The following is an 11,753-nucleotide window of genomic DNA, read 5'->3' as shown; positions in this document are numbered from 1 at the left end:
TACATTCCCACGCAGAGCGTGGGAACGATCAACAACTGCCCACCTCTCGATCGTTCAGGCCACCCCGGCCTTCAACGCCCTGCGCAACGCTACCAATAACTTCACGATGTCCTGCGGATCCAGTCGCTGCGGCACTTTTACGTCAGCCATTTTCTCTTCCTTGTGATGGTTCGGCCGGGGGAGTCTGGCCAAAAGCTGTACGTCCTTGGAGGGGCAATGTGAAAAAAAGATCCCTCCTACAGTGCAAAGGAAAATAGTCGTCTTCCGTTGCCACAGCAAATCCGCAGATAGTTTTTTGCGTGATATCAATATGCTTTATCGGTATTTAAATTATGGTTTTTATACCTTTAAAGTCGATATCCGCCGGGCAGTTATCCCCTGCCCATGGAGTGCATCACCGTCGCTTACCGAGCGGCGTACAGGACGTTCAATGACTTTCGATTACGCGTTTATCCTCAGCACCCTGCCGGCGTTTCTCAAGGCCGTGGGCGTGACGCTGCAGGTCGGCTTTATTGCCATCGGTACTTCGCTGTTGGTGGCGTTGGTCAACGCGACCATTCTGGTGTTCCGCACGCCTTACTTGCAGCGCCTCGTCGGCCTGTATGTCGAGCTTGCCCGCAACACGCCGCTGCTGATCCAACTGTTCTTCGTCTACTTTGCCTTGCCGGCGCTGGGCATCAAGGTGTCGGGCTTTGCCGCGGCGATCATCACCATGACCTTCCTTGGCGGTGCGTACCTCACCGAAGTGCTGCGCGCCGGCGTGGATGCCGTGCCCCAGGCGCAACTCGAATCCGGCCGATCCATCGGCCTGTCCCAAGGGCAATTGCTGCGCTATGTGATCCTGCCGCAAGCCGGAATCCTCAGCCTGCCGTCGCTGTTCGCCAATTTCATTTTCCTGCTCAAGGAAACCACCGTGGTCTCGGCGGTGGCCGTGCCAGAGATTCTCTACACCACCAAAAGCTACATCGCGCTGTATTACAAAACCTACGAAATGCTCACCGTGCTGACGCTGATTTGCGTGTTGCTGTTTCTGCCGCTGTCGCTGTTGCTCAGCCGTCTGGAAAGGAGGCTCCAGCATGGCCAGTTCGGGTCTTGAGTTGCTCTGGGTGTCGTTGCCGCAACTGGGCAAGGGCGCGGCGCAAACCTTGTCGATTTCCTTCCTGAGCATCGCCATCAGCACCGTCGGCGGCGTGCTCTATGGCGTGTTGCGTACGCTGAATTCGACATGGCTGAACGCGATCCTGCGGGTGTACCTGGAATTGTTCCGGGCGATCCCGGTGCTGGTCTGGTTGTATTTGCTGTTCTTTGGCTTGCCGATTTTCTTCGGCTTGAGCATTCCGAGCTTCTGGTGCGCGGTGTTGGTGTTGTCGTTGTGGGGCGCCAGTGAAGTCGGCGAAGTGGTGCGCGGCGCGTTGCATTCATTGCCACGCGGGCAGCGTGAAGCCGGGTTGTCGATTGGCTTGAACGGCGTGCAACTCTACGGCTACGTGCTGCTGCCGCAAGCGTTGAAACGCATGACACCGCCGACCATCAACGTCTACACGCGCATCATCAAAACCAGCTCCCTGGCGGTGCTGATCGGTGTGGTGGATGTGATCAAGGTCGGCCAGCAGATCATCGAACGCACTTACGAATCGGTGCTGATCTACGGCGCACTTTTCCTGTTTTTCTTTTTCATCTGCTACCCGCTCTCGGCCGCCTCGCGCGTGCTGGAGCGGCGCTGGACGCAAGCATGAACGCACTGATCGAGTTCAAGGGTTTCAACAAGTTCTTCGGCGCACAGCAGGTGCTCAATGGCATCGACTTACAGGTTAAGGCGGGCGAAGTCATCGTCATCCTGGGCCCCAGCGGTTGTGGCAAAAGCACCCTGCTGCGCTGTCTCAACGGACTGGAGGTCGCGCACAGTGGCAGCCTGCAACTGGCCGGCCGCGAACTGCTGGGCAAGGGCACCGACTGGCGCGAAGTACGCCAACAGATCGGCATGGTGTTCCAGAGCTATCACTTGTTCCCGCACATGAGCGTGCTCGACAACCTGTTGCTCGGCCCGCTGAAAGTGCAGAAGCGCGACCGCCGTGAGGCCCGTGACCAGGCCGAAGCCTTGCTGGCGCGCGTGGGCCTGGCGGACAAGCGCGACGCATTCCCGCGTCAGCTCTCCGGTGGCCAGCAGCAACGCATCGCCATCCTCCGTTCGCTGTGCATGAACCCTCAGGTCATGCTCTTCGACGAAGTCACCGCCGCCCTCGACCCGGAAATGGTCAAGGAGGTTCTGGACGTCATTCAAGGCCTGGCCCGCGAAGGCATGACGCTGTTGATCGTCACCCACGAAATGGCCTTCGCCCGCGCTGTGGCGGACCGCATCGTGTTCATGGATGCCGGGCGAATCCTTGAGCAAAACCCTCCCGAGATTTTCTTTACGAACCCGCAAACCGCACGAGCGCAGCAGTTCCTGGAGAAGTTCTCCTACGTCGCCGCACTACCCAAAACGACTCAAACAAAGGAACTGGAACTGCTATGAAAACTGCCAAGACTTCACGCTTGCTACTGTCATTGTTCGGCCTCGCGTTACTGGCCGGTTGCAACAAATCCGAGGAGCCCGCCAAGCCGGTCGCCACCAGTGGCAGTTACCTGGAAAAAATCAAAGCCCGGGACAAACTGATCGTTGGCGTCTTCACCGATAAGCCGCCGTTCGGTTTCGTCAATGAGGCCGGGCGCTACGTGGGTTTCGATACGGACATCGGTCGTCAATTCGCCAAGGATTTGTTGGGCGATGAAAACAAAGTCGAGTTCGTCGCGGTGGAGCCGGCCAGCCGGATTCCGTTTCTGCAAAGTGACAAGGTCGATCTGATCCTGGCCAACATGACCGTCACCCCGGAGCGCAAGGAAGCAGTGGAATTCACCAACCCGAACCTGAAAGTCGCGGTACAGGCTTTGGTGCCACAAGCCAGCACAGTGAAAAACCTCGATGACCTGGCGACGCGCACCACCATCGTCACCACCGGTACGACGGCGGACATCTGGCTGACCAAGAATCACCCGGACTGGAAACTGCTGAAGTTCGAGAAGAACTCCGAATCCCTGCAAGCCCTGGCCAATGGTCGCGGTGATGCCTATGCGCAGGACAATCTGGTGCTGTTCAGCTGGGCCAAGCAAAACCCTGGCTACCGCGTATTGACCCAGACACTGGGCGCTGAGGCACCGATCGCGCCAGCGGTGAAGAAGGGCAATATCGAGCTGCGAGACTGGGTGAATACCGAGTTGGCGAAACTGGGTGAGGAGAAGTATTTGCTCAAGCTGTACGACCAGTACGTGCGCAAGGAACTGAGCGATGACACCAAGCCTGAGAGTGTGATTGTCGAGGGCGGGAAGTGGCAGGGCTGATGATCGTTTCTACGCAGGAGCACTGATCGTTCCCACGCAGAGCGTGGGAACGATCAAGCGGGAGCGAGCTCCCACGCCGCAGGGCGGGGGGGCAGCCTCAATCCGGCCAGTTCCACGCCGGCTCATCGAGCATTCGCTGGCCGACAATGCCGGTCTGGCCGAGGTTTTTCTCCAGCACGATGCAATTGCATTCCGGGTCTTCCTGCAACGCTGAAATCAACCGCCGCGCATGAGACACCACCCACACCTGGCACTGCTCCGAGGCCCGGATAATCAAACGTGCCAAGGCCGGCAACAGATCCGGATGCAGACTGGTTTCCGGCTCGTTCAGCACCATCAACGTGGGTGGGCGTGGCGTCAGCAGCGCGGCGACGAGCAGCAAATAACGCAGCGTCCCGTCCGACAATTCGGCGGCCGATAACGGCCGTAACAACCCTTCCTGATAAAACTCGATGGAAAACCGTCCGCCTTGCAACGGCGCGATGTGCAGTCTCGCACCGGGAAAGGCGTCGCTGATCGCGGTTCGCAGCGCCTCGGGGTCGCCGATTTCAATGATGGTCTGCAAGGCGGCCGCCAGGTCGCGCCCGTCGTGGTGCAACACGGGCGTGCGGGTGCCGAGTTGCGGTTGACGCACGGGCGCGTCGGCGTCACTGCGAAAGTGATCGTAGAAGCGCCAGCGACGGATGAACTCGCGTAATTCCAGGACCTCCGGCGAAGAACGCAAGCTGCCGACCTGATCGAACAGGCTGTCGAAATTCGGCGTGTGTTGGGCCAGCACGTCCCAGCTGCGATTGGCTCTGGCGCGGATCATCGGGCCGTTGCGATCCACCAGCAGGCTGGCCGGCCGATAGATTGGCCCGGCCCAGACGCATTCACGCTTGATTTGCGGGTCCAGGCTGAAACGCGACGGAATGGGGGTAGGGTGTTCGGGCAGCATGAAGTGGCCGTTGGAATCGGGCAGCCCGAGGCTGATCGAATAGCTGAAATCCTCACCGGCAAACCCCAGACGCAGTCGTTTGACGCCGTGTCTCACCGTTGCCTCGACCGGGACTTCACCATTGCGCATGCGTCGGGTGATGTTTTCCGGCCCGGCCCAGAAGGTCGAGTCCAGCCCACCCTCACGGGCCAGCGCATTGACCACGCCACCCTGAGCGGTTTCCGCCAGCAGGCGCAGTGCGCGGTATAGATTGGATTTACCGCTGCCATTCGGACCGGTAATCAGGTTCAAGCGGCCCAGTGGGATGACCAATTTATTGATCGAGCGGTAATTGGCCACCGCGAGGGTGTTGAGCATGTGCCGGTTCCTTGGGCGGGTTCAATAGGCGGGCATTGTCGGGTGCGCGCAGGCGTCTATGGCAAGTGTTTTAGGGTCAATCATGACAACTTTTTTCTTCATAAGTCGGGCGTGCAAGGTCACGACATTGTTCTAAGCTCTCTGTCGTGTTGTTCATAAAAAAGGCCAAGGAGTTTGCATGGCGGTTCCCGGATTGAAAGTCATCATGGCCTTGAGTGTCACAATGCTGCTGACGGCATGCGACGAGAAAAAACCGATTCAGGAATACCTGCCAAGGGTATTCGTACAAGTGGTCAAACCGTCGGATTACGCGGCCTCGGTGACGCTGACGGGTGACATTCAGGCCCGTGTCCAGACCGAGCTGTCCTTCCGCGTCGGCGGCAAAATCATCCAGCGTACGGTGGATGTCGGTGATCGGGTGACCGCCAAGCAAGTGCTGGCGCGCCTCGATCCCAAGGACTTGCAGACCAATGTCGATTCGGCCCAGGCCCAAGTGGCCGCCCAACAGGCGCTGGTCAAGCAGAATGCGGCGGCGTTCGTGCGCCAGCAAAAACTCCTGCCCAAGGGCTACACCAGCCAGAGCGAATATGACTCGGCGCAGGCAGCGTTGCGCAGCAGTCAGAGCGCATTGAGCGCGGCCCAGGCGCAGCTGGCCAATGCCCGCGATCAACTGAGCTACACCGCACTGATCGCCGAAGCGCCGGGCATCATCACCGCACGTCAGGCTGAAGTCGGCCAGGTGGTGCAGGCGACAATGCCGGTTTTCAGCCTGGCTCGCGATGGCGATCGAGATGCGGTGTTCAATGTCTATGAATCGCTACTGGCCGAGAAGCCGACGGATCAAACCATTGTCCTCAGTCTGCTCGATAACCCCGAGATCAAAACCACCGGCACCGTGCGCGAAGTGACCCCGGCGGTGTCCGCCCAGTCCGGCACCGTGCAGGTCAAGGTTGGCCTCGACAGCCTGCCCGCCGGGATGCAATTGGGTTCGGTGGTGAGCGCCACGGCCAGAGGTTCGGGAAAGTCTGCGATTGAGTTGCCATGGTCGGCCCTGACCAAAAACATCAGTGAGCCTGCTGTCTGGTTGGTCGACGACAAAGGCCAGGCCCAATTGCACTCGGTCACCGTTTTACGCTACCTGACCGGCAGGGTCATTATCAGTAAAGGCCTCAACGAGGGCGACAAAGTCATCATCGCCGGAGGGCAGTTGTTGCACCCGGGCATGGAAGTCGAGATTGCCGAAAATACTTACAAGGATCTGAGTTGGGGAGCCAAGCCATGAAGCCTTTTTGGGCATTGCCCCTTGGATTGTCCCTTGGGCTGGTGCTGAGCGCCTGTTCCAAAAACGAACCGCCACCGCAGCCGGTACGTCCCGTGCTGTCCGTCAAGGTCAAGGCCTTGAACGAAGAGGATCTGGGCCGGTTTGCCGGCAGTATCCAGGCGCGTTACGAAAGCAATACCGGTTTTCGGGTGGGCGGGCGCATCGCCAGTCGTAACGTCGATGTCGGGGCCGAGGTCGAGAAGGGCACATTGCTCGCGACCCTTGATCCTTCTGATCAGCAAAACCAGTTGCGTTCGGCTCAGGGCGACCTGGCGAAAATCTTCGCGCAATTGATCAATGCCAAAGCCAGTGCGTCGCGCCAGCAGGCCCTGTTTGATCGCGGAGTGGGTGCGCAAGCGCAGCTGGACGCCGCCCTGACCGATCTGAAAACCACCCAGGCCTCCCTCGATCAAGCTCAGGCGACGGTCAGCCAGAGCCAGGATCAACTCGGCTACACCGAGTTGCGCTCCGACCATAAAGCCGTGGTCACCGCATGGAACGCCGAGGCCGGCCAGGTAGTCTCCGCCGGCCAGCAAGTGGTGACCCTGGCGCAACCTGACATCAAGGAAGCGGTGATTGATCTGCCCGATACATTGGTCGATCAACTGCCCGAGGATGTGGTGTTTCAGGTCGCCGCCCAACTCGACCCGAACACCAACACCACCGCGATCATCCGCGAAATCGAACCCCAGGCGCAGAGTGCCACGCGCACCCGTCGTGCTCGCCTGACCCTCGCTGAAACGCCGGAAGGCTTTCGTTTGGGCACCGCGATCAGCGTCACCCTGAGTTCGGCGATCAAGCCGCGCATCGAACTGCCTCTCACCTCGTTGCAGGAGGTCGACGGCAAACCCCGCATCTGGGTGATTGATACACAGAAAAAGACCGTGGCACCCAGGGACGTCAAGGTCATCAGCCGTACCGACAGCACCGTGGTGCTGGCCGGCGGCGTCAAGAACGGCGAGCGCGTCATCACGGCCGGCGTAAACAGCCTCAAACCGGGGCAACCAGTGAAATTCGACGAGGACAGTCAATGAAAGGGCCTTTCAATCTCTCGGAATGGGCCCTCAAGCATCAGTCGTTCGTCTGGTATCTGATGTTCGTCGCGTTGCTGATGGGTGTGTTCTCGTACTTCAACCTGGGGCGCGAAGAAGACCCTTCGTTCACCATCAAAACCATGGTGATCCAGAGCAAATGGCCGGGCGCGACCCAGGAGGAAACGCTCAAGCAGATCACTGACCGGATCGAGAAAAAACTCGAAGAGCTCGACTCCCTCGACTACGTGAAAAGCTACACACGGCCGGGCGAGTCCACGGTGTACGTGTACTTGCGCGACACTACCAATTCCAAGGACATCCCGGAGATCTGGTACCAGGTACGCAAGAAGATCAACGACATCAAGTACCAGTTCCCGCAAGGCATACAGGGGCCGTCGTTCAACGACGAGTTCGGTGACGTCTTCGGGTCGATCTACGCCTTCACCGCTGACGGCCTGACCTTGCGTCAGTTGCGCGACTACGTGGAACAGGCGCGCATGGAAATTCGCGGCGTGCCGGGGCTGGGCAAGATCGAAATGGTCGGCCAGCAGGACGAAGTGCTGTACCTGAATTTCTCCACACGCAAACTCGCAGCGCTGGGCATCGATCAGCGTCAGGTGGTGCAGAGCCTGCAAACCCAGAACGCCGTGACCCCGGCAGGTGTCATAGAGGCCGGGCCGGAGCGGATTTCGGTGCGCACTTCAGGGAAGTTCGCTTCGGAGAAAGACCTGGCCGAGGTCAACCTCAAGCTCAACGACCGCTACTATCGTCTGGCCGACATTGCCGAAATCAGTCGCGGCTATGTCGACCCGGCCTCGCCGGAATTTCGCTTCAACGGCAAACAGGCCATCGGCCTGGCGATTGCCATGCAGACGGGTGGCAACGTCCAGGCGTTCGGCAAGGCCTTGCACGAGCGTATCGAACAACTGACCGCCGACCTGCCGGTGGGTGTTGGCATCTACAACGTCTCGGATCAGGCCGTGGTGGTGGAAGAGGCCGTCGGCGGCTTTACCCGTGCGCTGTTCGAAGCGGTGATCATCGTGCTGGTGGTTAGCTTCATCAGCCTCGGTGTGCGTGCCGGGCTGGTGGTGGCGTGCTCGATCCCGTTGGTGCTGGCGTTGGTCTTCGTGTTCATGGAGTACAGCGGCATTACCATGCAGCGGATCTCCCTTGGCGCACTGATCATTTCCCTCGGCCTGATGGTGGACGACGCGATGATCACCGTGGAGATGATGGTCACGCGCCTTGAGTTGGGCGACACCAAGGAGCAAGCCGCCACGTTCGCCTACACCTCCACGGCGTTCCCGATGTTGACCGGTACGCTGGTAACGGTGGCGGGGTTCGTGCCGATCGGCTTGAACGCCAGTTCCGCGGGTGAGTACACCTACACGCTGTTTGCGGTGATTGCCTGCGCAATGCTGGTGTCGTGGGTGGTGGCGGTACTGTTTGCACCGGTGCTCGGCGTGCACATTCTCAGTGCCAACGTGAAACCCCATGAAGGCGAACCCGGACGCATCGGCAAGGCGTTCAATGGCGGGCTGCTGTGGTGCATGCGCAATCGCTGGTGGGCCATCGGCATCACTGTGCTGTGTTTTGTGCTGGCGTTGTTTTGCATGCGTTTTGTGCAGAACCAGTTCTTCCCGTCTTCGGATCGCCCGGAAATCCTGGTCGACCTGAACCTGCCGCAAAACGCCTCGATCGACGAAACCCGCCGGGCCGTCGATCGTCTCGAAGCCACGCTCAAGGACGATCCGGACATCGTGCGCTGGAGCACCTACATCGGTCAGGGCGCGATCCGTTTCTATCTGCCTCTGGACCAACAACTGCAAAACCCGTTCTATGCGCAGTTGGTGATCGTCAGCAAAGGCAAGACCCGTGAGGCCATGATGCAGAAGCTTCGTGAGCGCTTGCGCAATGACTTCGTCGGCATCGGCGGTTATGTCCAGGCACTGGAAATGGGCCCGCCGGTAGGGCGTCCGATCCAGTACCGGATCAGCGGCAAAGACATCGACCAGGTTCGCCGGCACGCCATCGACCTGGCCTCCGAACTGGACAAGAACCCGCACATTGGCGAGATCATCTACGACTGGAACGAACCGGGCAAAGTGCTGCGCATCGACATTGCCCAAGACAAGGCGCGGCAGTTGGGGCTGTCTTCCGAAGACGTGGCCAACCTGATGAACGGCATCGTCAGCGGCCAGGCGGTGACCCAGGTCGATGACGACATCTATCTGATCAATGTGGTCGGGCGTGCAGTGGATTCCGAACGTGGTACGCCGGAAACCCTGCAGAACTTGCAGATCGTCTCGCCGAACGGCACGTCGATTCCGCTGTTGGCGTTTGCCACCGTGCGCTACGAGCTGGAGCAGCCGCTGGTGTGGCGTCGCGATCGTCTGCCGACCATCACCATCAAGGCGGCGATACGCGACGAGATCCAGCCGACGGACCTGGTGAAGATCCTCAAGCCGTCCATCGACGCCTTCGCTGCCAAGCTGCCGGCAGGTTACAAGGTCGCCACCGGCGGTACGGTGGAGGAAAGCGGCAAGGCCCAGGGGCCGATTGCCAAGGTTGTGCCGCTGATGCTGTTCTTGATGGCGACCTTCCTGATGATCCAGTTGCACAGCGTGCAGAAGCTGTTCCTGGTGGCCAGCGTCGCGCCGTTGGGCCTGATCGGCGTGGTGATCGCGCTGGTGCCGACAGGCACGCCGATGGGCTTTGTGGCGATCCTTGGGATTTTGGCGCTGATCGGCATCATCATCCGTAACTCGGTGATTCTGGTGACCCAGATCGACGAATACGAGAAGAAGGGCTATGCGCCGTGGGACGCGGTGGTCGAGGCCACCGAGCATCGACGTCGGCCGATCCTGCTGACGGCGGCGGCGGCGAGCCTGGGGATGATTCCGATTGCCCGGGAAGTGTTCTGGGGGCCGATGGCCTACGCGATGATCGGCGGGATTGTCATCGCAACCTTGCTGACGCTGCTGTTTTTGCCGGCGCTTTATGTGGCCTGGTACAAAATTCGCGAGCCGAAGAAAGAGGTGGCTTAAAGGCGAGCGCTTCGCGCTCTAATCGCGGGCAAGTCGAATCGTCGCACCGCCGCCCCCACAGTGACCGCGTACCCTGTGGGAGCGGGCTTGCCCGCGAAGGCGTCCGAACTGACTACACAGGCTTACGCCAGACACTCGCCAACCAAGGCTGCCGCTCCCGCGGCAGCCCCGCTGGCCGGTAGTAGTGCTCCAACTCCACAAACCCCGCCTCGGTCAGTAACTGCTGCCAAGCCGCAAGGTCGTGATACGACCCATAACGCGGCCCGTTCCAGCCCTCCTGATTCTCCCCGCGAGGATTGGAACTGAACAACACCCCACCCGGTTTCAACGCCCCGCGCAGTTGCTTCAACACCCGTGGTAATTCCTGGCGCGGGATGTGAAACAACACCGCATTGGCAAAAATTCCGTCGAAGCGTTCGGCCGGTAAATCAAGCTTCAGGAAGTCCTGCTGCCAGACCTCACAACCGCTGTCCTCGCGTGCCATCTGCGCCAGTTTTTCTGAGCCGTCGAGACCGATGGCGCTATGGCCCATGCGCGTAAAGGTTTGCAGGTCGCGGCCCGGGCCGCAGCCAAAATCAAGAATGTCGAACGGCGCCTCGCCTTGAATATGCCGCAACAGGGCATCGATGTTCTGGCTGACATCGTGATCGCGAGTGCCCTCGCGAAAGTCCTCGGCCACCGAGTTGTAATGGCCGAGGGTGGTGGCGGTGATCTGCTCAAGGTCGGTGGGCGTCTGCTTCATGGTCGGGCTGCACGGGCAATTAGGGTTTGCCGAATATACGCCATGAAGCCGGTGGCTGCTTCGCAGCCAATCGCGAGCAAGCTCGCGATGGCGGTATCACTGACAACCAATAACTCAGCCCTGCTTCATCCCTAGGCAATCAATCGAGCGATCCACCATGGCTTTGGCGATCTCCAGCAAATGCCAGACCGAAAACACCATCGCCCGGTCGGCACCCTTGAGGTGATCGCCACACTGATATGCGGTCACCGAAGCACAGCGCAGCAGATCGGCGACATAGAGCTGGGTGTCTTCGAAACTCACGTCTTTGCTGACGTTGTAGAAGCGCAGCTCATCGGGCGGTGAAGGTTGGTCGCCAGTGAGGTAGAAATCAATGGCACGGTAGAGCGCTGATCGATCCCTGGGCGGGGCTTCAGTGGCGGTTTCGTGGGTAGAGGTTTCGGGAGGTGGATCGGGTACGGATTTCTTCATTGGTAAAACTCCTAGAGCTAATTGGAGCCAACCGTAATCGCGACTAAACGAGCAGGGGTGGCGGCTGCACGCAGGTTAGTCGACCGGCCTCCAGGCATACCGGCGCACCCGAAGGTGCCCTGCGCACAGCCACCATAGCTTTCAGGAAATGAGAACACCTGAAATGAGGTGGCGCTGTGCGCCTAGAGAGATCCGGGCGACTAAACCCGATCACTGATGAGCAGTGACGGACCGAGACTAGCCACCGAATCTGGCAGGCGCAAGCGAGCGGAATGATCTAGGAAATGTCCTGCAAAGGAAAGGGAACGGACCTTCGGAAGCTCTGATTTTCCTGTACGAAAACTTCCCCGATCAGCCAAGCCGCAATGCAACCTGTAGCAGCTGGCGAAGCCTGCGTTCGGCTGCGCAGCAGTCGTGAAATCAGTGTTCGCGGTGTTTCAGGAAGACTCTGCAAGCAGGGTTTACG

10 protein-coding genes are annotated in these 11,753 nt (G+C 59.7%); 7 read left to right on the top strand and 3 right to left on the bottom strand.

Annotation, left to right across the window (positions count from 1 at the left end; all coding sequences use genetic code 11):
* Positions 1-430: 430 nt before the first annotated feature.
* Genes AC1D2P_RS28945 through AC1D2P_RS28930 form a run of 4 tightly spaced genes read left to right on the top strand, consistent with a single transcriptional unit; the run spans position 431 to position 3,378 of the window.
* A complete protein-coding gene (locus tag AC1D2P_RS28945; RefSeq protein WP_046031344.1) occupies positions 431-1,096 on the top strand; it encodes an amino acid ABC transporter permease in 666 nt (221 codons plus the stop codon).
* The gene (locus tag AC1D2P_RS28940) at positions 1,077-1,736 is read left to right on the top strand and encodes an amino acid ABC transporter permease (RefSeq protein WP_046031343.1); all 660 of its coding nucleotides are present in this window, start codon (positions 1,077-1,079) and stop codon (positions 1,734-1,736) included. The genes AC1D2P_RS28945 and AC1D2P_RS28940 overlap by 20 nt, the downstream gene beginning before the upstream one ends.
* Positions 1,733-2,515, top strand: a complete 783-nt coding sequence (locus AC1D2P_RS28935) for an amino acid ABC transporter ATP-binding protein (RefSeq protein WP_046031342.1) — start codon at positions 1,733-1,735, stop codon at positions 2,513-2,515. Before AC1D2P_RS28940 ends, AC1D2P_RS28935 begins: the two co-directional genes overlap by 4 nt.
* A complete protein-coding gene (locus tag AC1D2P_RS28930; protein WP_109785282.1) occupies positions 2,512-3,378 on the top strand; it encodes a transporter substrate-binding domain-containing protein in 867 nt (288 codons plus the stop codon). The genes AC1D2P_RS28935 and AC1D2P_RS28930 overlap by 4 nt, the downstream gene beginning before the upstream one ends.
* A 97-nt stretch (positions 3,379-3,475) precedes the next feature.
* Here the strand turns inward: AC1D2P_RS28930 and AC1D2P_RS28925 are convergent, their stop codons facing one another.
* Positions 3,476-4,672, bottom strand: a complete 1,197-nt coding sequence (locus tag AC1D2P_RS28925) for an AAA family ATPase (protein WP_109785283.1) — start codon at positions 4,670-4,672, stop codon at positions 3,476-3,478.
* 178 nt (positions 4,673-4,850) lie between these two features.
* Between AC1D2P_RS28925 and AC1D2P_RS28920 the strand changes: the two genes are divergently transcribed.
* The 3 genes from AC1D2P_RS28920 to AC1D2P_RS28910 are packed head-to-tail and all read left to right on the top strand — an operon-like array spanning position 4,851 to position 10,074.
* The gene (locus AC1D2P_RS28920; protein WP_077432237.1) at positions 4,851-5,954 is read left to right on the top strand and encodes an efflux RND transporter periplasmic adaptor subunit; all 1,104 of its coding nucleotides are present in this window, start codon (positions 4,851-4,853) and stop codon (positions 5,952-5,954) included.
* On the top strand, positions 5,951-7,027 hold the full coding sequence (locus tag AC1D2P_RS28915) for an efflux RND transporter periplasmic adaptor subunit (RefSeq protein WP_109785284.1): 1,077 nt from the start codon (positions 5,951-5,953) through the stop codon (positions 7,025-7,027). Before AC1D2P_RS28920 ends, AC1D2P_RS28915 begins: the two co-directional genes overlap by 4 nt.
* A complete protein-coding gene (locus AC1D2P_RS28910; RefSeq protein WP_046031337.1) occupies positions 7,024-10,074 on the top strand; it encodes an efflux RND transporter permease subunit in 3,051 nt (1,016 codons plus the stop codon). Before AC1D2P_RS28915 ends, AC1D2P_RS28910 begins: the two co-directional genes overlap by 4 nt.
* 112 nt (positions 10,075-10,186) lie before the next feature.
* Here the strand turns inward: AC1D2P_RS28910 and AC1D2P_RS28905 are convergent, their stop codons facing one another.
* A complete protein-coding gene (locus AC1D2P_RS28905) occupies positions 10,187-10,816 on the bottom strand; it encodes a class I SAM-dependent methyltransferase (RefSeq protein WP_109785285.1) in 630 nt (209 codons plus the stop codon).
* A 114-nt stretch (positions 10,817-10,930) separates the two neighbouring features.
* Positions 10,931-11,287: a DUF6124 family protein gene (locus tag AC1D2P_RS28900; RefSeq protein WP_046031335.1), complete on the bottom strand. Its 357-nt coding sequence runs from the start codon at positions 11,285-11,287 to the stop codon at positions 10,931-10,933.
* Between the last annotated feature and the right edge of the window lie 466 nt (positions 11,288-11,753).

Source organism: Pseudomonas sp. P1_F1_2 (assembly GCF_056405815.1).
Note: the sequence above shows the minus strand (reverse complement) of the source record. Positions and strands in the feature narration are given on the sequence as shown.

Excerpts from the sequence above, each read along its gene's own strand:
- AC1D2P_RS28945 (WP_046031344.1), top strand. The coding sequence starts at position 431 with ATGACTTTCGATTACGCGTTTATCCTCAGCACCCTGCCGGCGTTTCTC.
- AC1D2P_RS28940 (WP_046031343.1), top strand. The coding sequence starts at position 1,077 with ATGGCCAGTTCGGGTCTTGAGTTGCTCTGGGTGTCGTTGCCGCAACTG.
- AC1D2P_RS28935 (WP_046031342.1), top strand. The coding sequence starts at position 1,733 with ATGAACGCACTGATCGAGTTCAAGGGTTTCAACAAGTTCTTCGGCGCA.
- AC1D2P_RS28930 (WP_109785282.1), top strand. The coding sequence starts at position 2,512 with ATGAAAACTGCCAAGACTTCACGCTTGCTACTGTCATTGTTCGGCCTC.
- AC1D2P_RS28925 (WP_109785283.1), bottom strand. The coding sequence starts at position 4,672 with ATGCTCAACACCCTCGCGGTGGCCAATTACCGCTCGATCAATAAATTG.
- AC1D2P_RS28920 (WP_077432237.1), top strand. The coding sequence starts at position 4,851 with ATGGCGGTTCCCGGATTGAAAGTCATCATGGCCTTGAGTGTCACAATG.
- AC1D2P_RS28915 (WP_109785284.1), top strand. The coding sequence starts at position 5,951 with ATGAAGCCTTTTTGGGCATTGCCCCTTGGATTGTCCCTTGGGCTGGTG.
- AC1D2P_RS28910 (WP_046031337.1), top strand. The coding sequence starts at position 7,024 with ATGAAAGGGCCTTTCAATCTCTCGGAATGGGCCCTCAAGCATCAGTCG.
- AC1D2P_RS28905 (WP_109785285.1), bottom strand. The coding sequence starts at position 10,816 with ATGAAGCAGACGCCCACCGACCTTGAGCAGATCACCGCCACCACCCTC.
- AC1D2P_RS28900 (WP_046031335.1), bottom strand. The coding sequence starts at position 11,287 with ATGAAGAAATCCGTACCCGATCCACCTCCCGAAACCTCTACCCACGAA.